Consider the following 20,784-nt stretch of genomic DNA (forward strand, 5'->3'; position numbering starts at 1 on the left):
AACGTGATTACATTTTGCTTGTAATAAGCCGGTTGTTGGTAAACTCGCTCACGGTGGCGTTACTACAGCACTGTGACTCCTGCGAAGGCTGACGAGAAACTGCCCAAATGGTACGGGCGGTGTGCGTGGTGTTGGCGGTCCACTCCCTAATTCGCTTAGACGGCCCCGCCCTCAAACGCTCAACGCCGCGAGTTCCGATTGGCCGATTGTCGCGTCGGGAGTTGGAGTTTCTTGCCCAATCATAAATAGCTTGCATCTCAAATTGGGCAGGACCTCCAATGAATATCGTTGGACTGATGGAGTGCTATCTATTCGAGCTTTTTATCCTACAGCTCAGCAATTGGATGAGCGCGCCCGCGGCGGCCAAAACAACTCAAACGACGGCCACCTTGGTCCATCAGCAAATTAACAGGATTGGCATCACTAAGGATGAGCCTATGGCACCAGCTGCGTAGTAGAGAGTGAGATACATGCTGCTGTAATTGCCAAACTGAGGTGGATCGATGGATACTACGGCGACTCGGTTAGCTGTTTGGTCGCCGAAGCAACCGGCATCAAAGATGGCGAGCCCGATTACACAAAGTACGGGGTTGCCGATATCGATGAGCAGGATGGTCGCGCCGATTGCGGCTGCGATCAGACAACCGATGACGACGACATGCGGACCGTGACAGTCGGTCAGGCTGCCGGCCCATCTGGTCACGAGCAGTCCCGAGACACCGGCGAGGCTATAGAGCCCAAGATGCGTAGGATTCAGACTGTAAGGCGGTTTGGAGAGTGCTATTGAAAGGCTGATCCAAACGAGATTGAAAGCAGAAAACCAGAGCGTGCCGGTTACGGATGTTAGTCGAAGTGCTGGAGAGATGCGCAGCAATCGAGGAAGCGCTCGCAGAGTGGCAAAGTACGAACCTTTGTTTCCGGTTTGTTCCTGATGTCGAGGCTATACGATTGCGCAGAGCATGCCTGTCGCTACGAGCAGGGCTGCGAAGCAGATAAGCATGCCACGCGCCATCCAAGCAAGCTCGTCAAGGCTCCTCCGACGAAGCGGCTAAGAAGAATACCAGCCGAATTTCCTGCAAGAACGATTCCTACTGGGCTGCTACGAACTTCGAGCGGCGTGAACCGCCCGACGGCGGAAACGGCTTCTGTAGCGACTGGGGAAGCGACCCCGACAAGTCCGAATACGCCTACCAAACTCCTGCAGTAGGAGCGCTGGTTGCGGCTGTTAGCAAGATGGAAAGTCCAACCAATTGAATGGGAACTAATCGACCAGGCGAGAAGCGATCAGCCAGCAGTACCAGTCCGATAAGATACCCGCCCATCACAGCAGTAACAATCTGCCCTGTCACAGCTATTGAAACGCCGAAGTCAGCGGCGACGCTGCCAAATGCCGGTTGTACCGCATATCACACAATGATTATTTAGTGGTAAGGCGTTGATGATGGAACCAGCAAGATTCAAATACCTATAACTGCTCTTTCTGTTACCTAAGTCGCTATAGGTCACATGCATTAACAATAAAGGTTATTGAAGCCTTACACAAAGATGGTATTTCCAAAATAAATATAACGATGAGAGAACAATGAACGCATTATAAATGCGATTGTGAAAGCAATGATCAAAATAAAATAATCATGCGTAAGACTGTATTATATATCTTATGAGGTTAAAGTAAGAAAAATGTAAAGATACCAGCAGCAAAATAGACAAATTTAAAAAAGCCACTTCTTCTTCAAATGCTCAATAATCATTTGCTAGCAAGATATTGTAAAATAGATAGCGGCTGAGACAAACTAGTTTTGCAAACAAGTCAATTTTGGAATTAGCCACTTCTTACGGCATTGATAGAATTATCGTAGTTTCTCAAAGACAAAACAATCGTATATAAATGAAGGATTAGTGCAAAGAATCCCAATAAGCAAGGAATTTCTGAAGACCCTTGAAAACATATAAAAGCTATTAGGATAAGACAAATAGCGATACTTAGGCATAGCAAAGCAAGCAGTGCCGAGGAGTCCATAAAACTCTAGAAGAAACTTTGGTAGCTAGGAATGACAAAGATCTAAAACAAGCGCCACATAAAGAATCTTGGACCATAATTAATGCTATTGCAAATTCTCAGAAATCTGCTTACGAACCAGCTTTTAGTACATGATACATATACTAAACTAGTGAAGTGTTAGATGAGTTTTTGGATCACTAAATATGGAGGAAAACAAAAATGGATTCCTACCCTATTGGCATTGCATCGCAATCATTGAGGATTCCTGATGAGGGGGCTACATTCCACACAATTCCAGAAGCACTTACTTTCATGGCGCAAAATAAGGTTAGTTTTACAAATCAACAAGTTCCGTCAGTTTACAGCTTCTATCAGCATTCCTCATGGTCGCCAACGGTATCTACTGGTTTAAATGCAAAAAATTCACCTCATGTCACTGCTGCCTCTCCAGGTTTAACCAGCCTTCAAATATCATTTTTTAAAGAAGGAAAAGATAACTGGGACTTTGTTTCATCTACACCAAATAGAAAATACATTATTGAACGTTGGCCAAAAGAAGAGAATTCCAAGCGTGATGGTAATTCTATAGGTCTTAAACGCCATATCTTCATAATGTATAAGCAAGACACAAGACGCAACATATACACATATCTCGGTCAATACAGAATTGTTGCTCTGTTCCCAATCACAGAAGATGAGGCACAGACCGAAGGTTTACAGATAGCTCTATGGGAGAGAGAGTAATCTTGTTCAAAAAGAATGATTAGTCTATATATCCCACCTCCCGTCTTGCAGCAATGCAATTTTTGCATAAAGGTATTGTGATCAAAACTGTAGGACAACTCTATATGCAACCTTGTCTCAAATTCCACATCTAATAGTTAGATTCCAATTACTATTCGATGGCGGGAGCCGAGTCGAGTTTTATACGGCTTATATGCGTTTGTCTAAACTAATGGTGCGACATGACGCACTCTAATCACTTATATGGGGTGGTACGCGATTTCCTGGGTGGGTTTTTGGAGGCGGTACTTAGTGAAGCGAGATGCATGGACAGCATGCTAGTGGGTTCCGTGTTAAGTTTTACATTTCGTGTCCATGTCAGTGATCTAAACAAGTTTCTTCAACTCGATGGTGTTTTCATTACGTGTATTTTGGGAACCATTATGCTCGTGGAATATGAATTCTTGAAGGTTGGGCCAGTCTCATTCGTCATCCAAATACAGCTAAACGACATTAGAAGGTTGACCGCGATGAGCACGAGCTTAGATTTGCCGGATTTGAGGCTGAAGGGGTTGTGTCGGTCAGTCAAGTGTTTCGTAATACACCTGTAAAGGAACAACGCCGGGCATTGAGCAATAGTCCGATTTATTTTGCCCGTACGACCATATTCGATTGCTTTGTGTTAGCACCCCATGTGGTCTCGTAGTATTTCGGATAGATAGCGCTTTTAAATCGTGCTATAGCTGTGGTTTGCCAGGGTTTTGGTATTTTACCTTACTCCCATCGAGATATGTAATCGTCTAATTTCTCTTTTCCTGTTCGGACAGAACTGGGGAGGCTATGCGGTCGGCGCTGTTCTCAACCTTCACCCAGAGGTCAAGGCTGCAGTCATGGTTTCTGGATGCAATCGTTCGATCGATATGATGCGTCAGCCTGGCAGAAAAATCGCTGGCCCTGCCGTCTCGCTTATCCTGCCCTGCCTGGGCTTGTATGAGCATGTAAAGTTTGGGAAGTTTGCGGGCTATACCGCCTTGGATGGCTTGAAGAAATCCAAGGCAGGAATCTTCATAACTCAGAGCCGTGACGATCAGGTGGTCCCGGTCAGATATAGTTATGACCTCTTCCATGAGATATTTCAGTCCAACCCACGATTCCATTTTCGTGAATACCAGGATCGCGGGCACGCCTATGTCTACTATTCACAGGACTCAGTGCGATACCGCAAGCAATTCGACCAGGAATACAAGGAACACATGAGACGACTGGGTCAAAAGCCTTCTAACGAAAGCTATAACGCATATTCGGCCAAGCATTTCGACAAGTCGAGGGGCTTCGAGCTGGATGTTCCGTTGATGAACCAAATGGCGGACTTCTATCGCCAATATATGGATTAAGCCGTAAAAGATACAGCCGGATGTAGTCCCCTTCCATCTAGGGATAAGCCCGCTTGCATTCAGTGTTATTCAGTGGTTTGCCATGTTGGCCTTATACCAAAGGACGGCGATGTTGATCCGGTCCCTGACCTTGAGTTTTGCCAATATACGGCTGACGTTCTTTTTGACCGAGTCAGGCTGCAGTTGGAGATGCTCGGCAATCTCCGCATTCGTCAGTCCTTGGCTGACCAGCGAAGCGACCTCAAGCTCGCGTTTGCTTAGCTGGGCAAATTGCTCGCGAGCCTTACACTCATCTTTGGCTTTTGGCCTCGGGACTCCTTTTCTGATGACTTCAGCCGTGATACGCGGCGTGAGAATGGCATCGCCTGCATGCACCGCATGGATGGCTCTGTGCAGATCGGCTGTCTTGACATCCTTGAGCAGGAATCCGGAGGCACCTGCTGCTAAAGCTGTGAAGGCATAGTCGTCCTCGTCGTAGGTGGTCAGAATGAGAATGCTGATTTTAGGATGGAGCTTTTTGATACGGCTGGTGGCATCCAGCCCATCCATGACAGGCATGCGCACATCCATCAGAATTACATCGGGCAGAGGCTGTTGATTCCCGGCGGCTGCGGCCAGCTGATCCAGAGCCTCCTGTCCATTGGCCGCCTGTGCTACGACATGTAAGGTTGGATCCTTAGCGACCATGAGTGCCAGTCCCATGCGGGTCGGACGCTGATCGTCGACGATCATGACACGGATCATGCACTTTCCTCCTCACTCTTGTCGTCAGCTGCCATTGCGACTAGTGAGGGTATGCGAGCCTGCAAGGTCCAGCCGTCGGGACCAGGACCCGAACGGAAGCTGCCACCATGAGTCTGCAATTCGGCTCTCAACCTGGCAAGGCCTGTACCGCTGTCACCGCTATCGGCAACATCATTGTTCAAAAGTTGGCCATCATCACGAACGGTAATGGTTATGCCGTCCTGGATGTCGTGATCCCAGGAGACCACAATACGGTCGACTCCTTGTCCGTGGCGGAGGGTGTTGGTGATCGCCTCCCTGGTCACAGTGAAAGCAAGATTGGCTTGCCTGGGATCTTGTGGTCGACGGCCTGTCTCTGTCAGGGCAGTACTGATGCCGGCATGACGGGCGTGGGCGAGGATGGGTTTGATGTCATCCCAGCCATGCTCCTCCCCTGTGGACTGCGCTGGGTCGTTTTCAGATCCTGCCTTTGATTGCAGGGTTTTGACAGCAGTTCGAGTCTCATCCAATCCCTGCCGTGCCAGTTCGTTGATCATCGCGATGGCTTCATTGATTTCTGACTTTTCACTGGCATGATCCAACCCTTCGGATAGGGCGATGATGGCGGTCAAGTCGTGACCCAGGCTGTCGTGCAACTCAGCGGCGACCCTGGACTGCTGCATAGCCTGGTCCCGTTCTCGGGCCAAGGTGAGGGCATGCGAGCGCTCCTCCTCCAGCGTCTGCTCCGACATGCGCGACTGCCTTGCTGAGCGTGAGAAAAAGGCGGCTGTCAGACACAGGGCGAATGCCAGACCAGTCGGATATAGAAGGTCAGTGAAGTGGACATCATGATGCCAGTTGGTAGAGAGTGCAATGCTGAGCAGACCCAGAATGGTGGAACTACACAGTCCAGCTGCCAATGATGCCATGCTTTTGGCTTCTACAGCGCAGGCGTAGAGGTTGACGAGCCAGGGAATGATCAGGTAGGTGCATCCCGAGCCATAGATTGCGGCAGTCAGGGCAAGCAGGCCACTGAAAACCAGTAGGGTCGCCATAGGATATAGGCGGCGCAGGCATAGGGTGACAAGTGCGACAAAAATAATGACCACGAACAGGGGCAAGCCCCAGCTGTCAGACTTCAAAACCTGGTAAAGGGTTCGATTGGCACTGCCCGGGGCGAGAATCAGCCTGGTCAGCATCATCGTCTCGTAGATGGCGCAGAGAAAGACTGTCACAAAGGCCGTATAAGGCCGGTTCCATAACTGAATCCAACCTTGAGTCTTCTTGTCTGCCCTCATCGATGAGCCTCTTCCTGGTAACTGCTGGTAGTCCATTATGCTGTCAGACACTGAAATGTGCGACCTTGCGAGTGCTACATCCTCTCTTCATCGACTCTGCATCAAAATTAGACTGCTCTGCGGGCCTCGTGCCGGAATATAAGGAGGCTGATCAGCACCCAGAGAATTGCTGCCATAGAAGAAGCCACCATAGAGGCCATAGATGCGATATTGCCCATGTCACGGGCTGCGGATGCAGTGGTGATCAAGGCCAGCGGATACGGCAGCGCCAAGGCCGGTGTGGCAACCGACAGCGCACAGCCTGCCAGAGTGAGCAGAAACATGATGCTCATAGTCGAGGCGAAGGATTCGGCTCTGGCGGCTATGGCCTGGGACAGAGTCATAATCGCCCACACTGCCAACGTCATTGGTACGCCACGCAAGAGATAGGGACCGAGTTCCGCTGGATCGAAGCCTCCTACCAGAACACCCACGAGTATGAATTCAGATTCGAAGATAGCGACGGTAAGGAGGGATGCCAGCAGTCCATGCATCAACTTCCCAGCTATGGCAGTCCCAACCATGCCGGAGGCATTAAGACGCTGCCAGTTGCGGCCCTTGTGCTCGTTGGCTTCAATTTGGGCAGCAAAGGCCGCGACCAGGACTGGCATGAAGACCATGCTTGGCAGAAGGATTGCCTGCCCCCAGACCGCTGCCCAGGTCACCCCTTGAGCCTGGAAGTCCGGTCTGTAGCTCCGATACTGGTCCCAACCGTTGAAGATTCCTATGGCGTCGAAGAGCATGGTGGCCAGCCAGTACCAGATATTGCCGGCCTTGTGGATCTCCCATTTGAAAGCGGCAATGATTGATGGCCTGTGGCGATGCATCGGGGTGATAGTCATAGCGTTTGCTTGGTACTGCCTAGTCATCGGCATAACTCCTTGGCCTTGACGATGAATGCTGATATTCCCGACCAAATAATGCATGCCAGAAGGCTGGTCAGGACCTTCGTCCAGGGATTGGCAACCAAGGTCATACTGGCAAAACTATCAGGACTGGCAGAAGACAGGAAGGGGCTGGCGGCGGAACTGATTCCTGCCGGGAAGAGCCAGCCTAGACCTGGCATATTCATCGGGCCCAGTCCAGTCCCGATCAGACCGGCTATCACACCCAGACCCAGTCCTATGGCTTGTTTATCTATCGTCAGCGAGAGGACGAGTTGTATAGCTGTGACCGCCATGGTTGAGAAGCAGGCAATCAGTGCTGGAACGAGTACGTATTCGGCGAGACTGCCGGCGAGATGGAATCCTTGTGCCGAAGCTGTCAGCGGTACCCACGTCAGAGGAATTACGAAACATAGCGTAATCACACACCCAGCAACTATGAGCTTGGCAAGAAACCTCTCAGTCGCATCCTGTCCTAGGGAGCGCCATTTGAGATCCATGCGCTCACCGCTCTCCAGGACAGCAAGTCGGCTGGTCAGCAGAGCGGCAAGAATGGGTGCCAGTAGGCCAACAGTTTGGTAGATCTCACCTTGAGCAAGGGCCACGGCATGTGTGGCAGGGTTCGCAGATTCAGCTCGTTTTATGAATGCCAAGCCCGACCATGCCGAGACTAGAGCAATCATGCCCAAGGCCATCCACCAGAATGATGAGCCTTTCAACTTGTGCAGCTCCATCGAAAGCAGAGTAAGTAGCCCTCCAGGATGGGATGAGCGTGGCGGTTTCCCCAATCTAAATTCTTCGGACCGCATGGAGATTGATTCGACAGAGCTCATCGTATGCTCCTCTGTTTATGACCTGACGGCTGCATAGGGCACTGCGCTGCATGACTCTGCGGGTTTTCCACTAGTTCGAGGAAGGCCTCTTCCAAGCTCTTGCGTTCGGAAGCGACACGGTATACCTGCAGACCATGCGATACCAGCCGAGTCACCAGCGCCCCGATTTGCGGATCGGGCATCTCGGGAATGCGCAGGGTTGCGTTCTTCCAGATATATTCGTGGTGAATGCCTTGAGTTTCAAGTATCTCTGACGCGAGCCCAGGATCGGACACCTGTAGATCGATATGACCCTTATCGCGCAGATTATCCAATGTCCCCTGGTAGAGCAAATGACCATCGGCAATGATGCCAACCACCGGAGCCATCTTTTCGATCTCGGACAGGATATGACTGCTGATGATGACGGTGACTCCCGCGGATGCAGCCAAGTCCATGATCATCTGTCGCACTTCGACCACCGCCGCGGCATCCAAGCCATTGGTGGGCTCATCCAGGAGCAGGAGCTCCGGCTGCGAAATCAGCGCCATGGCGATACCCAGCCGCTGCTTCATCCCTAGAGAATAGGCGCCCGCTTTCTTTTTCTCGTATCCCCGCAATCCAACTTTGGTTAGCACTTCTGAGGCAGCTGAAACTGGCAGACCCAGATAATCGGCTACCATGCGGCAGTTGTCCAGGCCCGACAGGCCTGGATAGAAGCTGGGCCCTTCAATCATGGAGCCCACACGGCCCGGCTGGATCCTGCTCTTCTTCCCGACCTGCTGTCCAAGCAGCCGCATGCTTCCAGCAGTCGGTTTTGTCAATCCCAGAAGGAGTTTCATAGTGGTCGATTTTCCGGCTCCGTTTGGTCCCAGCAGTCCGTAGACCCCGCCAGCCGGCACCCGTAGATTCAGCCCATCCACGGCTTTGAATCCGCCATAGGCCTTGACCAACCCCTGTGTGGATACAGCCAGTTGCGGGTCGTTGTTTCCGTCCGTATATGCCATTGCGCCTCCCCTTCCAATCGGAATTCAACTGATTCCTATGCAAGTTCGACGGGCGCAATCCTTCAACGCGGGAAAAGAAACTGTCCCCTGTAGGGGACACGTCGCTGCTGACGAGGCTAATTTGCACCCATGGGAAAGGAGTCACGCTGGATTTAGTCGTTTTCATAATCGGGGGGGGATACTTCGCAAACAAGCAGGATCAAAAGCTGCCTCCTCAAGAACCTGTTATTGGGGCGTTTGGGGCCGGTGTGTGCATACACTCCCTCACCCCACTCCGGGAAACAATTGATTTGACCCTGACATGATGGCAGGGTTTAGGGTCAAGGCATGACACGCGAGAGCGAATTCAGTGGCGAAGGCAGCAAGAGCGGCTTGAGCATCGGTCAGATGTCTGAACTTACAGGGGTCAGTAGGAGAATGCTGCGCCACTGGGAAGAGGAAGGACTGATCTATCCCATTCGTGGACTGTCAAATTACCGGCAATATATGCAGGATGACGTCGCACGGCTGGAGCGAATTGTGACCTACAGGGAGATGGGATTCAATGCCAGACAAATCAAGGCATTGCTCGATTGCAAGACACCGCTTGCTTTGGACGAGTTGCAGGGACAGCGCTCGCGAATTGATGAGAAAATCCAGCATCTTAGGAAAGCTGCGGATCGTCTGGACCGACTCATAGCCTTTGCCGAGGGAAGGTCAGGTAATGATTCAGCTCCTACGAAGACCGATCAGGAGGACCAGTACTTTTCGGAAGCATACGAACTCTGGGGTGCTAGCAGACAGTGGCTTGAGTATGCGGAGCGAAAAGCTTCCCGCTCCGAACAAGAACAGAAAAAGGACATGACCCGGCTTAAAGACGTGGAAAGTGAGCTTGCACAAGCCAAACAAAAAGGCCTGCCACCGTCCTCAGATAAGGTTCTAGAACTGATTGACGAGCATCGGCAGGCTTTGTCATGGTTCCATGTGACGCCGTCCATGCATGTCATTCTGGGGCGAATGTATGTGGCCGACCCGCGTTTCAGGCGCCATTACGAACAACTGGAACCTGGATTGGCGCAATGGATGCTTGCTGCAATCGAAACTGCGGCTCGTGCAAATGGGATAGATCCGGCTACCGCCAAATGGGAGTGACGCAGTCAGTATCTTCCATCTACGTATCACGTTTTCTGTTTGACAACCCAATTGAAAATCCTTCAATTAAAGAACGAGGTAACCATGCACAACCATGACCAGCCCAAAGCTACTGCTTATACAGGTGCAAGCATAAGTCCCGTGCCGGAGCCAGGGAAGGATGCGAAGCCGCCGGAGCCTTATAAGGGCATTTACCTCATGCCCATGTTCATGTGCCTGTATAGCCACAATCTAGAAGAATCAGAGGTTTTCTGGACGCAGGGATTGGGTTTCATCAATTTATACACCATGCCAGGCGTGATGATTCACCTGCGGCGCTGGGCCTTTCAGGATGTGCTGATTCGCAAGAGTGGCCCCAAAGCTGGCAGCCCTGACACAGAGATGGAGTCCATAGGAAGCCTGAGCGTAGCAGTCACGGAAAAGCAGATCAGCAAGATTGTGGATGCATGCGAGCGCCTTCGTCCTGGCTCCACTTCAGCTCCATTACGTAAGCCGTGGAACTCACTCGAAGCCAGGATTCACACTCCAGAAGGCCTGATTCTTATTCTGACAGCCGCTTTGGCTGTCGACAAACAGAAGGCTCAAGTTTATCTGAACTCGCACGGTCAATGAGCAAAGATCAAGCACCTCCCCTATTCGTGATTTGATTGCAAGAGCAACGATTAGATGTCTCGAACGAGCCGGTGGGTCAAAACATAAGGCTCTGCATCTTTCAGCAGATAATTTTGGCTTCGTTCTCGATGGCGGGCAAAACTTGGTGGTAAGAAGAGGGATTCCAACTGCGCTGCCAGTCAGTTGAAGAGCACAGTGGCAGCAGAATGTAGATGCATGATCCGGTAGGTTGCTCTGGACCCGGTAAGATCAGATAGACTACCTGGAGAAGACAAGCCGCAAACCCCTGTAAAACTGGTTTATTTTGGTATATCGCAGACCGAGAAGGCGAAACTCATCAGAGTTCCTACTGACTTACTCTTATCTGATTTTAATGTCTCAATGCTTTTGAGATGCTCATTGTCTTGCACCTGGTTGAGCGCATATTGGTCGCCATCTGAGGTGGTAAAGCGGAGAGTGGGGTCTCCCTGCTTACTGAGCTTGCATGACACGGTGCCCTCATCTACCTTCAGAGGCCAGGTGTGTCCCAGTTCTTCTTTCGAAATTGTTTGCGGGTTACTGGTGGCTGCAACCTTATTGCTTCCATCAGTGGAATACTCCTCAGGGTGCTTCATGCCATCAGTGCAGCCGACAACCCCTACTGTCAGAATAATTGTGGCGCATATAAGGAAAAGGGTTCTGAGGCTCTGCTTGATTCGTTTCATAATTATCGAGGTTCTTTCATACTTGGAGACGGTTTCTAGCGCTCGCTGGCCAAAGCCATATATCCGTCCTCAAGGTTGGGTGCGGTCTCGGCAGAGCCTGCGGGCGGGGTGTCGGTGACTATGCGGTACCTTGTCCCCTGTGGGGTGGGTTCCCCGTTGATGATTGTGGCATTATCCGGTGGGGCTGCGATGGGGGGCGTGACCCAGGTGTGACCGGCAGCTTCATGGATCAGTCCCTCTGTCGGCCCGTCATACTGGTTGCGTCCGCAACGTAATACACACACCCAAGGGCAGGTTTGTGCAACATCATCGAGTATGTGGGTGGAGAGGATGACGGTTCGATCCTGTCCCAGTTGGGCAAGGAGTGTGCGGAACCGCATGCGCTCTTCGGGATCCAACCCCGCTGTGGGCTCGTCGACTACCAGCAGCTGGGGGTCGCCCATAAGGGCCTGTGCGATGCCAACCCTGCGCCTCATACCCCCGGATAGGCCCCGGATAGGTAGGTTCATCACGTCTTCCAACCCCACCTGTCCCAGGAGGGTATGTGCCTGCTCCTGCCGTACGTGTTTGTTGCCAATCATTTTCAAGATGCCGATATAGTCAAGAAATTCAAGTGGTGTCAGGTTGTCGTAGTGGGTGATGTGCTGTGGCAGATAACCCAGGTGTCGTTTTAAATTTCGCCTATTGGCCGGCGAAGACAGGTCTTGCCCATCAATAAAAACTTTACCTTTAGTCGGTTTGATTATTCCGGTGAGAATACGCATGAGGGTTGTTTTACCGGCACCATTTGGTCCAATAAGTCCTATCATGCCCTGTGGAAGATCAACGGTCAAATCGTTTAAAGCGGCAGGTCTCCCCCGAAAATCCTTGGTCAGATGGTCAATGGAGATAAACATGTGAGTAATTCCTTTCAAAGTCAGATGAAAGTCAGACCCGAGCTTTTATGTGGTTGGAGGCTATGTTTGCACCAGTGAAAAGAAGGAAGATAATACACACCTGCCAGAGCAGGGATATGACTCCTGATTGGACGGTAAAGGGGCCGTTCGCCGGTACGTACATAGGATCTGTGTGGAACCATCCCTGCGCAATGGGATCACCAATAACGGCCAGAGGGCCACCGTTGAGCGTTGGAAGTGGTAAGAGGGGGGTATAGAAAGCCAGCCAAGCCCATACCAGGACGGCAAGAATTCGGGCTACGATTGTGGGCAACAGGGCTCCTAGCAGGGCGGATATCCCCATAACGATCAGCATTGATGGTGAGAGTATGACAAGTGCTACTGCCAGGGCCACCAGTATTGCCTTACCGTTGCCTTTAAAGGCTTGGTAGACCGCGATCAATACAAGGAAAAACAGGGAAGATGATATGCAGATAACCCAGGCTCCCAAGACATGAGCCGAGCGGATGACGGCCATCGGCAAGGGGGAGGTGGATTCAAGCTCGTCCATACCTGTTCGCTTGCCGGCAGTCATAAGGTCGCTAAAAGATGCTGCGTATGCCAATGGGGTGAACATAGCAAGAACCTGTCCGGTAAAGACAAGACCATCTGTGTTGCTGAATCCAGGTGACATAGGAGAAGCATAGGCTAAAAAGAGGGCGAAGAGCGCCAGCGGTATGCTGGCTATCCACAAGGCTTTGCGCCGATAAAACATCAGTAGCGTGATGCGTACAAGGCTCAGTATCCTCATAGGGCTGCCACCTTTAGAACATTGTGCTCCGCATCACCACACATGTCCCATCCGAAGATTGCGCCTGCTGCTGCAATAAACAATGGAATGAGTCGTTGCCGAACCGGATCGGTGATGTATGGATCCCATATAAAACATAAAAACAGCCAAATAGCCATGCAAGCCAGCGACGATGTTGGCATAGACGTGGTGAGTACGGCTATAAGGAAAACCAGACAGTTGACAATGAATATACTGCCAACCGGGGTAATGATGCTCACCCATCCCATGTCACGTGGCCAAAGCCGCATCATATGCAAGCCGATAAAAAGAAGGCCTGCGGCAGTAAGATTTGCTCCGGTAATGATAAGCAGCCTGGTCACTTGAACTTTCCGCCATCCAGTTGGAGTTGACTCAGTAAGTTCAACGATTGGGTCACCATTGAGCACAAAAGCTGTAGATAGGCCAGCAGCAATTACTGGCACCTGAGTAAGAGCCATCATAACCGGCCGTATGCGGCCCGGTGACCAAATGCCTTCCAGTAAGAAGCCCGCAAGAAGAATACCTGCAGTCAGTATGAACGGCAGTAATACCAGCCTATAAAGCCTCTTGAGCTGTATACCTACGAAAGCCAACCTCGTCCACCTTCCTCATATCTGGTTTTGGCCTCGGCTGCCGCCAGACACTGTTCGCTACTCGTTCCGTCTGCTTAGTTAGTAGCGAGAGAGGATGAAAAGGTTCATTAATTTTTATCTCCACCGGCGAGTTGAGTATGCCAGGCAAGAGGGGCTGTAAGGATAACAGCAGACAGGAGTCCCACTGCCAGGAGGATGGTCCCCGCCCAGGCTGCGGTTGTAGTGGGTACCGAATTGACCCATGCCGGTAGGAAAAATGATGATCTCAAGTTCTGCAAGGTTCTCACTAGTGGTGCAAGTACCCCTAGGAGCAGTGCAACCCAAGAGCATTGCCATATGCATAAGAGGGCCACGATATTCGCCAGGAGTGTTATGGGGGCTATGGTTTGGGTAATAACTGGCAGGGGCCTTATTCCAGGGTTGATGGCAGTGACAATCAATAAGGCTGCTCCTCCGACGACAATGTTGGAGATAAAGGCCAGCAATAGCCTGGTAGCTACTACAACTTGAGGTCCCAGGGGCATACTGAGCATTAATTCACGATCTTCTTTAATGGAAAAGACCAGGATTATTGTCAGTGCCATGTTGAGCATGAGCATATTTGAAAAGATATGCATACCGAGACTGCCGTAACGTGCACCTTGCATAAGGTTGCTAATTAAGACGGAGCACGCTGCTATCGCAATTTCCACCAGTAGGATATATCGCGGTATGAGGCGGAATTGTGCCCGAACAAGTGGGCCACAGGAACGCACTCGACGCATGAATGGTATCGGTTGATCCGTTGCCAGCGAAGGCTTCTGGTGGATGGCCTTCATTACGCTAGTAAAAGCCGGAACTGCTGGCTGGGCATTCAGCTCTTTCTCTCTAAGAACCTCCTGAACTTCACCCTGGTATTGTCCGGTAACTGGGTTTGTTCTGTCTGAGCTTGTGCTCTTATATCGGTCTGTCATAATCACCCCTTCAATTATCTCTGGCTCTGCAGTTTATGGGGTTTGGCTGGAACAAGGTCGGTCAACTGCGGGCGCAGGATCTGCCTTGCCCGGGCAATGCGAGATTTCACAGTCCCAACTGGAACGTCGAGCAGGGAGGCTATTTCCGGGTAGGGTAACTGGTGAAGCCATGCCAGCGTCACCGTGTATGCCATTTCTGCTGGGAGTGCATCAATCCTTTGCCGTATTATTTCCATCGTCAGATCCTTATTGACCAGTTCTACAGGCTCCAGCTGATCATCGGTTATTGAGTCAAGTTCCGCCTGCTCCATTTGCTCAGGTGGTTTCGGTTTGCGACGTTTCATATAAATTTGCCGCCGGGCAATGCTGAGTATCCAGGTAAGCACCTTGCTGTCTGCGCGGAAGGTTTTTGAGGAACGCCAGCAGCCCAGCCATGTGTCAGTAAAAACTTCACTGGCATCCTCATCGTCGGATATTCGCAAGGAAATAAAGGTTTGGACGGTATGAGCATACTTATTGTAAAGTGCTTCAAAGGCCGATTCATTTTCGTCAGCCACCATTTTGATCAGCCTTATATCATCAGCATCTGGATCAATGCGAGATCGTTTCACTGATGATGTCCTTCTCTATGTTGTCTACATCCTAGATATCATCCTGCATACTGTTATGCAAGCGGTTATCGCGGTTATGCTCCATTGCTATTACGAATATGTTGGGATGTCGCTTTTAGGGTCGCCCATCCTGTGAATTTAGTCGCAAAGTCGCAGGGCAACCCATTACTGTCTGTGAGTGAAGCCGGCTCTTTTCAGGTGTCCTAGCGCTTATTTGCGCCCTTTCAAGTACTTCCGTATCTTCTTCAGGGCCCAGTCGTAATGGCTGGAGGTCGAAGAGATGAAGGCGGAGCCCAAGGTAGAGTTTCCGGTCCATGGGAGGGCGCCCTTGGTGAATAGCTGTTCGTTGGTGAACGATTGTGCTAGGGCCATGACCTTCTTATGGGATTCGATAAACAGGTTCAGAGCCTGATCGTAGGTGGTGTCATCATGCTTGTCCCGCAGCTTCACATTCATCTCGCCGTAATTACGCCAGTTGTAGCCGTCGGGAAGAAAGTCGTGGGTCCTGCCCTGTTGGTTGTCCTCCACCCAGTTCAACAGCAGCAGATGCCACTCATAGAGATGGACGAGCACATCTTTGATGTTCCTGTCGCGTGCCCAATGGGCCCCCTTCTCCTTACTCAGGTCGAAGGAAAAGCGGCCATTGCGCTCTTCAGGTGTCATCGGATCAAGCAACGCCATCAGCTTGTCGAAGCCATCATCAGCCGCCTTGATGAGTTCTTCCTTGGTGGTCGGTCGCGCCATGACGGTCCTCCATTTGTCTGTTGTTGACAAGATTTGACTGGTTGATTGTCACCTGTCTCGGTTTGTCATCGACTGTACCCCATATGGGCCTTGCAAATGCTCGTGTGTAGCAAATCGTCGCATACTCCAATATTTACCTGTATTGGTGGAAAGCCATCAAGTGCTCAAAGTCGCACCTACCAATTAAATTCATCAACCCGAGCGTTGCATGTACCGACTTAATTGATTTAACAAGAGACCTGAAGGAATGACAGAAGTCGGCAGGCTTGCAGTGGCTCAAATATGTACCCGGCTGTATGCCACAGGACTTTATTACTCGCCGATGGCATGCGATATGACGCTGACAGAGTTCTCGAACCTGGTGGTCAGAGCTTGGATTCCTGTGGCTGCGGCACCAAGCAGGGATACGATGAGCACCACTACGATCCATGCGCCCCATTGCACGCTCATCTGTGCTTTGCCCATGAAGCGTGAGAGCATGAAAGTCAGGGATGAGGTGCAGAGCAATGTGATGACCAGGGAGAACAGTGTGCTGGTAATCATAGTGATGATGCCGTCAAGCGCGCCCAATACTCTGAGCTGGCCGATTCCAGCACCTGATACGTAGGTCAGCGCCAGATCAAGTCCTCTGCCTTTGGAAGTGATCAAGGTGCCTGCAATTGCACCTGTTATCGCGATGATTATTGGCGGTCCAGTGAGCGCCAAGAGACTCGCAAACATGTCTGTGGTCGCCGGAACGCTGCCTGGTGTGTGGGGAAAAGCGACTAGCAAGGTGGTGATCATTGTGCTCAACCCTCCGCTGACGGTCATCAGCAATGATAGACCCGCAGTCATCGGGATTATCGTCGCTCCCTGGCGCTGTATGCTGCCGACAGCCTGTTGGCCTGCCAGCCTCCAGGTTCTGGATGGCAACGCTACAATACGCGTCCATATCGCCGTGAAGCCGGGCAGGAGATATGGCGCGAAAGCTGCCAGCGAAAATATCAGGAGGAACATGCCGCCCATGGCGAAGGCGAGAAATACCGTCATCCGATCTGGAGCGGCATCGCTGCTCATCTGACTGGCACGAGGGTTAGTTGCAAGTGCAAAAGCTGGAATCAGCAACATGCAGCCAGCACCAATCAAGCATACGATTCCCAGGAGGAAGCGGAAGACGCCTATCCGCTTTGGAGGGTCCTGGGATTGCCTGAGGGCTTCCATTGGTCGTATTTTCGAGAGCGAACGGATAGTCAACAAGGTGCTTATGAAGATGGGCGCAGCGCTGAAAGCGAGGCCTTTGCCTAGCGAATCGAACAGGTGGCTGCCGGCATAGGTCAAATGCAAATCAAATGGATTTGTCACCATGGCGAAGGTCAAGGGCGTAATCACCGGCAGCAAAAGGCAGGTGGCTGCAATGGACAGGATGAATAATCCCATGACTATCAGCAGATTCCAGGCCAGCAGTTGCCAAGGCAGAGCGCCTTGCAAAACCATGAGCGCCAGTTGATGCCGGCGTTGATTCAGTGCTGAATTCATGACCCATAGCAGCACAGCTATGGTGATGATCACGCTGAATGCCAAGGCGGGACCAGTGTATGTGGATCCAAGTACCTGCTCCGGGCCCTGATAGTCCTGATCAATGATCGTGGCGATCGCGATGAGGGAGCAGATGACAGTCTGGGATACGACCATGGCCAGCAAGACGGCGCTCCAGACCATGGGCGCTGCTTTGAGTTCGGACAGAGCGCCTCTCATGCCATGGGCGCTTTCGCAGAGAATGACTGGCTGATTCGGCCATCGCGCACGGCAAACAACCGATCGCACTGACCTGCCACTTCATTGCTATGCGTCACCAGTATGATGGTTTTCTTCTCGTGGTTGGCGAGTTCCTTCAGCACCGATATGACCTTTTCTCCGGATTCCTGATCCAGGGCGCCAGTCGGCTCGTCCGCGAATACCACGTCTGCGTCGGATAACAGGACGCGGGCCAGGGCAACACGTTGCTGCTCGCCGCCTGACAGCAGGGTGACGCTTTGCTTTTTCTGATCGATCAAGCCAAAGTACTTCAAGAGTGAATCCGCCGTCTTTCTGGGAAAGCGGGATCCGCGAAGGGTGAATGGCAGAGCCAGATTCTGTTCGACTGTCATGCTGGTGATCAGGTTGTAGGACTGGAATACAAAGCCTAGATGCTGGCGTCTGAACTTGGTCATGGCCGACAGCCCCAGACGGGTTATGTCCTTGCCCAGCAGAAGCACAGTGCCGCTAGTGGCCTTCTCCAGCCCAGCCAGGCAGTACAGCAGAGTTGATTTGCCGCTGCCTGACGGCCCGATGATGCCGGTCATCTCCCCCGGATAGGCAGTGAATGAGATGTCATCGAGAATGGTCAGTGAATCGCCGCGGCGCGGGGAGACCACCATGGACAGCCCCGTAGCTTCAATCGTGGGTGTCGGGCCTCTGCTTTCGCTTACGTTGGGGTTATTCATGGTTGCATCTTTCACTTGGATGATCATCGACGACCTTCCAGACCGAGGTATCTACGCTCAGTAATGCTGATTCGCCTCGCAGATGTCATGTGCCCTCGTTCGTCGCTTGCCCCTGTATGACGGTCATCCTTGTCGTCATCAGTCACTTCCATTGATATCAGCGAAAGAAGGGATGAAATACCCTGAGTTACCCTGAATTATCCCTGATTCGACCCTGATTTTTCGAAATAAGAGGCATGCTCGATCAGCCATGCTTACGCGCCGCCACTGGCAAAGTCAGTAGCGGCGGGGATCAGCTGATTACTGCTGCAGCCTCATTCGCTAACAAGCAGTAGGGATTTGATGGCGGTGCGCTGGTCCATGGCCTCATAGGCCTCCTGGATGTGATCCAAGGCAAAGCGCTTGGTGAAGACCTTGCCTGGCTGGATGCTGCCCTTGAGCACCTGGTCAAGCAACAGATGCCTGTCATATGTGGTGACTGCGGCCGTGCCGCCTCGCAGACCGACATTGCGCCAGAACAGCTGAGAGGTGTCCATGGTAGCCTGCTGCGGTACGCCGACTCTGCCGACTACTGCGCCGGGCCGGGCTGCTCTGACAGCAGTGTCGGTGGACAGTTCGGTGCCCACGCATTCCAGGACTGCATCGGCTCCGGCTCCGTCGGTGAGAGCCATGACCTGCTCCACAGCAGCGTCGCCGCGTTCAGCCACGATGTCAGTGGCCCCGAATTCACGCGCCAACCTCTGGCGGTCCTCATGCCGGCTCATGGCGATGATGCGTTCGGCCCCACGCAGCTTGGCTGCTATGACTCCGCACAGACCCACCGCTCCATCGCCCATGACAACGACTGTGTCGCCTTCTTTGACCTGGGCTGTTGCGGCTGCATGATAACCGGTGGCCATCACATCGGAGAGGGTTAGCAGAGAGTCAAGCATGTCGTCGCTATAATCCTCAGGTTGGCCTGGAATCTTCACCACGGCCCAGTCCGCGTTGGTGAAACGCAGATACTCGCTCTGGTAGCCGCCGCTCCCCCGCCTGTCCGGATCAAGGCAGTCACCGTCGAAGCCGGCCCTGCAGGCCGCGCAGTGCCCGCAGCCATGGGTGAATGGCGCTATGACGAAGTCCCCAGGTTTGACATGAGAGACATCCGGGCCCACCTTCTCGATCCGGCCGATGGCTTCGTGCCCTACGTGACTGCCTGAGGGCATTGAGGAAATCCCCCGGTACCACCACAAGTCGGATCCGCACACGCAGGCCCGGACGATCCGAATCACGGCATCTCCGGGCTTTTCGATGGTCGGCATCGGTGCTTCCTCAAGCTCGATGCGACCCGGCTTCACAAACTTTGCTGCCTTCATGCTCCTGCTCCCCATTCTTCACTACCTGGCGGATCCGTCTGCCAAGTATGCGGATGAAACATAGTCTACGGAGTTCAATTCGCTCGAAGTCAAGTCAAATCCTTATTGTGCGCGATTCACAGAGGTGCGGACAAGATTGTCACACGTGAATACGGTCATAAGATGCAGCCATATATTGGTGCCTTATAGGGGGTTCTGCATAGGGGCGCCCTATAAGGGTTGCTATGTAGAGGTGGCGTATTGAGGTATCGTCATACGCCTTGTGACAAATCGTACGCAACCTTGCATGCACGTCATAGGCCGAACCCCAACGATTCAACTCATTTGGAGGAGCTTTGTGGGCCGCCAAGTTCCTTAAGGAAAGCAGCGTAGGCCTGGGGATTGCGATTGTTTTTGCCTGCTTGGACGATCAGCCCGTGATATTCGCGCAGATCGTTGAGTGGCCATTGGTCAACCCGAATAAAATCTGCCTCGTGTTTTTCGCCTTCCTGGTATGACCGCAGGGAGGCCCACCCCAGACCGTCCAGCATTCGGCGTGCATATGCGTCCCAGATGAAGCAGCGTTGGCCGAAGGCATAGAGCCGTATGACATCCGCCGTCTCGCGTCCAACCCCGGCAATGGTGAGCAGGTCGTCACGCAGGCCTTCATCTGCGCAGTCTTCCACATCGGCGGTGCGGATGCCATGAGCCAGCAGCCACTGAGCCAGGGCTTTGCAGGTGCGTGCCTTGGCCTTCATAAAGCCGCTTGATCTGATTAAGCTCGTCAGTCTTGCCAGGTCGACGTCGGCCATGTTGCAGGGGTTGAGCAGGTTGGCCTTGCGCAGCTGCTCGATGGACATGGCCGCGTTTCCCCAGGCTGTATGTTGGACCAGCACCGCTCCGATCATCATTTCGAAGTCAGTCTCTGCTGGCCACCAATTCTGCAATCCCAGACGAGCGAGCAAACGTGAGTACAGCCACCTTGAGCAACCGGCATTTATTCTGCCTGAATTGCCCATAATGCCTCCACCAAATTACTTGACGCTTTTCA

21 protein-coding genes are annotated in these 20,784 nt (G+C 52.2%); 4 read left to right on the forward strand and 17 right to left on the reverse strand.

The window, feature by feature from the left end:
- Positions 1 to 397 precede the first annotated feature (397 nt).
- Positions 398 to 703, reverse strand: coding sequence for a hypothetical protein (locus H3V09_RS02065; RefSeq protein WP_198199024.1), 306 nt, complete (start codon positions 701 to 703; stop codon positions 398 to 400).
- 1,518 nt (positions 704 to 2,221) lie between these two features.
- Between H3V09_RS02065 and H3V09_RS02070 the strand changes: the two genes are divergently transcribed.
- A complete protein-coding gene (locus H3V09_RS02070; RefSeq protein ID WP_198190777.1) occupies positions 2,222 to 2,746 on the forward strand; it encodes a hypothetical protein in 525 nt (174 codons plus the stop codon).
- A 740-nt stretch (positions 2,747 to 3,486) separates the two neighbouring features.
- Positions 3,487 to 4,119 (forward strand): alpha/beta hydrolase family protein, encoded by a 633-nt coding sequence (locus tag H3V09_RS02075; protein ID WP_198190778.1) that lies wholly within the window; start codon positions 3,487 to 3,489, stop codon positions 4,117 to 4,119.
- Between the two features lie 69 nt (positions 4,120 to 4,188).
- On the opposite strand, the gene H3V09_RS02080 is transcribed toward H3V09_RS02075, so the two are convergent.
- The 5 genes from H3V09_RS02080 to H3V09_RS02100 all read right to left on the reverse strand — a co-directional run bounded on the left by H3V09_RS02080 (position 4,189) and on the right by H3V09_RS02100 (position 8,882).
- Positions 4,189 to 4,863: a response regulator transcription factor gene (locus tag H3V09_RS02080; RefSeq protein WP_198190779.1), complete on the reverse strand. Its 675-nt coding sequence runs from the start codon at positions 4,861 to 4,863 to the stop codon at positions 4,189 to 4,191.
- Positions 4,860 to 6,140, reverse strand: a complete 1,281-nt coding sequence (locus H3V09_RS02085; RefSeq protein WP_198190780.1) for a sensor histidine kinase — start codon at positions 6,138 to 6,140, stop codon at positions 4,860 to 4,862. Before H3V09_RS02085 ends, H3V09_RS02080 begins: the two co-directional genes overlap by 4 nt.
- Positions 6,141 to 6,247: 107 nt before the next feature.
- Complete coding sequence (locus H3V09_RS02090) at positions 6,248 to 7,021, reverse strand: ABC transporter permease (RefSeq protein WP_232342046.1); 774 nt, start codon at positions 7,019 to 7,021, stop codon at positions 6,248 to 6,250.
- Between the two features lie 23 nt (positions 7,022 to 7,044).
- The gene (locus tag H3V09_RS02095) at positions 7,045 to 7,896 is read right to left on the reverse strand and encodes an ABC transporter permease (protein WP_198190782.1); all 852 of its coding nucleotides are present in this window, start codon (positions 7,894 to 7,896) and stop codon (positions 7,045 to 7,047) included.
- Entirely contained in the window at positions 7,893 to 8,882 is a 990-nt protein-coding gene (locus tag H3V09_RS02100) for an ABC transporter ATP-binding protein (protein ID WP_198190783.1), read from the reverse strand. The genes H3V09_RS02095 and H3V09_RS02100 overlap by 4 nt, the downstream gene beginning before the upstream one ends.
- 327 nt (positions 8,883 to 9,209) lie before the next feature.
- Here H3V09_RS02100 and H3V09_RS02105 point away from each other — a divergent pair, with 327 nt between their 5' ends.
- Together H3V09_RS02105 and H3V09_RS02110 are read left to right on the forward strand one after the other, a co-directional pair.
- Positions 9,210 to 10,013 (forward strand): MerR family transcriptional regulator, encoded by an 804-nt coding sequence (locus tag H3V09_RS02105; RefSeq protein WP_198190784.1) that lies wholly within the window; start codon positions 9,210 to 9,212, stop codon positions 10,011 to 10,013.
- A gap of 84 nt (positions 10,014 to 10,097) precedes the next feature.
- Entirely contained in the window at positions 10,098 to 10,625 is a 528-nt protein-coding gene (locus tag H3V09_RS02110) for a hypothetical protein (RefSeq protein WP_198190785.1), read from the forward strand.
- 299 nt (positions 10,626 to 10,924) lie between these two features.
- Here the strand turns inward: H3V09_RS02110 and H3V09_RS02115 are convergent, their stop codons facing one another.
- The 11 genes from H3V09_RS02115 to H3V09_RS02165 all read right to left on the reverse strand — a co-directional run bounded on the left by H3V09_RS02115 (position 10,925) and on the right by H3V09_RS02165 (position 20,644).
- Entirely contained in the window at positions 10,925 to 11,329 is a 405-nt protein-coding gene (locus H3V09_RS02115; RefSeq protein ID WP_198190786.1) for a DUF2511 domain-containing protein, read from the reverse strand.
- Positions 11,330 to 11,364: 35 nt separating this feature from the next.
- A complete protein-coding gene (locus H3V09_RS02120) occupies positions 11,365 to 12,225 on the reverse strand; it encodes an ATP-binding cassette domain-containing protein (RefSeq protein WP_198190787.1) in 861 nt (286 codons plus the stop codon).
- A gap of 31 nt (positions 12,226 to 12,256) precedes the next feature.
- A complete protein-coding gene (locus tag H3V09_RS02125; protein WP_198190788.1) occupies positions 12,257 to 13,015 on the reverse strand; it encodes a murein hydrolase transporter LrgB in 759 nt (252 codons plus the stop codon).
- A complete protein-coding gene (locus tag H3V09_RS02130) occupies positions 13,012 to 13,629 on the reverse strand; it encodes a hypothetical protein (protein WP_198199025.1) in 618 nt (205 codons plus the stop codon). The genes H3V09_RS02125 and H3V09_RS02130 overlap by 4 nt, the downstream gene beginning before the upstream one ends.
- 107 nt (positions 13,630 to 13,736) lie before the next feature.
- Positions 13,737 to 14,582: a hypothetical protein gene (locus tag H3V09_RS02135; protein WP_198190790.1), complete on the reverse strand. Its 846-nt coding sequence runs from the start codon at positions 14,580 to 14,582 to the stop codon at positions 13,737 to 13,739.
- Positions 14,583 to 14,596: 14 nt separating this feature from the next.
- On the reverse strand, positions 14,597 to 15,193 hold the full coding sequence (locus H3V09_RS02140; RefSeq protein WP_198190791.1) for an RNA polymerase sigma factor: 597 nt from the start codon (positions 15,191 to 15,193) through the stop codon (positions 14,597 to 14,599).
- Positions 15,194 to 15,403: 210 nt separating this feature from the next.
- Positions 15,404 to 15,937 carry a ClbS/DfsB family four-helix bundle protein gene (locus H3V09_RS02145; protein ID WP_198190792.1) on the reverse strand — a complete coding sequence of 178 codons (534 nt, stop codon included), beginning with the start codon at positions 15,935 to 15,937 and terminating at the stop codon, positions 15,404 to 15,406.
- Between the two features lie 312 nt (positions 15,938 to 16,249).
- Positions 16,250 to 17,635: a hypothetical protein gene (locus H3V09_RS02150; protein ID WP_198190793.1), complete on the reverse strand. Its 1,386-nt coding sequence runs from the start codon at positions 17,633 to 17,635 to the stop codon at positions 16,250 to 16,252.
- Between the two features lie 32 nt (positions 17,636 to 17,667).
- Complete coding sequence (locus H3V09_RS02155; RefSeq protein ID WP_232339333.1) at positions 17,668 to 18,399, reverse strand: ABC transporter ATP-binding protein; 732 nt, start codon at positions 18,397 to 18,399, stop codon at positions 17,668 to 17,670.
- A gap of 314 nt (positions 18,400 to 18,713) precedes the next feature.
- Positions 18,714 to 19,754 (reverse strand): zinc-dependent alcohol dehydrogenase family protein, encoded by a 1,041-nt coding sequence (locus H3V09_RS02160; protein WP_198190795.1) that lies wholly within the window; start codon positions 19,752 to 19,754, stop codon positions 18,714 to 18,716.
- Between the two features lie 320 nt (positions 19,755 to 20,074).
- Positions 20,075 to 20,644, reverse strand: coding sequence for a DNA repair protein (locus H3V09_RS02165; RefSeq protein ID WP_198190796.1), 570 nt, complete (start codon positions 20,642 to 20,644; stop codon positions 20,075 to 20,077).
- Positions 20,645 to 20,784 lie beyond the last annotated feature (140 nt).

It is taken from the genome of Bifidobacterium sp. M0399 (assembly GCF_016100595.1).
Taxonomy (GTDB): domain Bacteria; phylum Actinomycetota; class Actinomycetes; order Actinomycetales; family Bifidobacteriaceae; genus Bombiscardovia; species Bombiscardovia polysaccharolytica.

Excerpts from the sequence above, each read along its gene's own strand:
- H3V09_RS02070 (WP_198190777.1), top strand. The coding sequence starts at position 2,222 with ATGGATTCCTACCCTATTGGCATTGCATCGCAATCATTGAGGATTCCT.
- H3V09_RS02080 (WP_198190779.1), bottom strand. The coding sequence starts at position 4,863 with ATGATCCGTGTCATGATCGTCGACGATCAGCGTCCGACCCGCATGGGA.
- H3V09_RS02085 (WP_198190780.1), bottom strand. The coding sequence starts at position 6,140 with ATGAGGGCAGACAAGAAGACTCAAGGTTGGATTCAGTTATGGAACCGG.
- H3V09_RS02090 (WP_232342046.1), bottom strand. The coding sequence starts at position 7,021 with ATGACTATCACCCCGATGCATCGCCACAGGCCATCAATCATTGCCGCT.
- H3V09_RS02095 (WP_198190782.1), bottom strand. The coding sequence starts at position 7,896 with ATGAGCTCTGTCGAATCAATCTCCATGCGGTCCGAAGAATTTAGATTG.
- H3V09_RS02100 (WP_198190783.1), bottom strand. The coding sequence starts at position 8,882 with ATGGCATATACGGACGGAAACAACGACCCGCAACTGGCTGTATCCACA.
- H3V09_RS02105 (WP_198190784.1), top strand. The coding sequence starts at position 9,210 with ATGACACGCGAGAGCGAATTCAGTGGCGAAGGCAGCAAGAGCGGCTTG.
- H3V09_RS02110 (WP_198190785.1), top strand. The coding sequence starts at position 10,098 with ATGCACAACCATGACCAGCCCAAAGCTACTGCTTATACAGGTGCAAGC.
- H3V09_RS02115 (WP_198190786.1), bottom strand. The coding sequence starts at position 11,329 with ATGAAACGAATCAAGCAGAGCCTCAGAACCCTTTTCCTTATATGCGCC.
- H3V09_RS02120 (WP_198190787.1), bottom strand. The coding sequence starts at position 12,225 with ATGTTTATCTCCATTGACCATCTGACCAAGGATTTTCGGGGGAGACCT.
- H3V09_RS02125 (WP_198190788.1), bottom strand. The coding sequence starts at position 13,015 with ATGAGGATACTGAGCCTTGTACGCATCACGCTACTGATGTTTTATCGG.
- H3V09_RS02135 (WP_198190790.1), bottom strand. The coding sequence starts at position 14,582 with ATGACAGACCGATATAAGAGCACAAGCTCAGACAGAACAAACCCAGTT.
- H3V09_RS02145 (WP_198190792.1), bottom strand. The coding sequence starts at position 15,937 with ATGGCGCGACCGACCACCAAGGAAGAACTCATCAAGGCGGCTGATGAT.
- H3V09_RS02150 (WP_198190793.1), bottom strand. The coding sequence starts at position 17,635 with ATGGTCTGGAGCGCCGTCTTGCTGGCCATGGTCGTATCCCAGACTGTC.
- H3V09_RS02155 (WP_232339333.1), bottom strand. The coding sequence starts at position 18,399 with ATGAATAACCCCAACGTAAGCGAAAGCAGAGGCCCGACACCCACGATT.
- H3V09_RS02160 (WP_198190795.1), bottom strand. The coding sequence starts at position 19,754 with ATGAAGGCAGCAAAGTTTGTGAAGCCGGGTCGCATCGAGCTTGAGGAA.
- H3V09_RS02165 (WP_198190796.1), bottom strand. The coding sequence starts at position 20,644 with ATGATGATCGGAGCGGTGCTGGTCCAACATACAGCCTGGGGAAACGCG.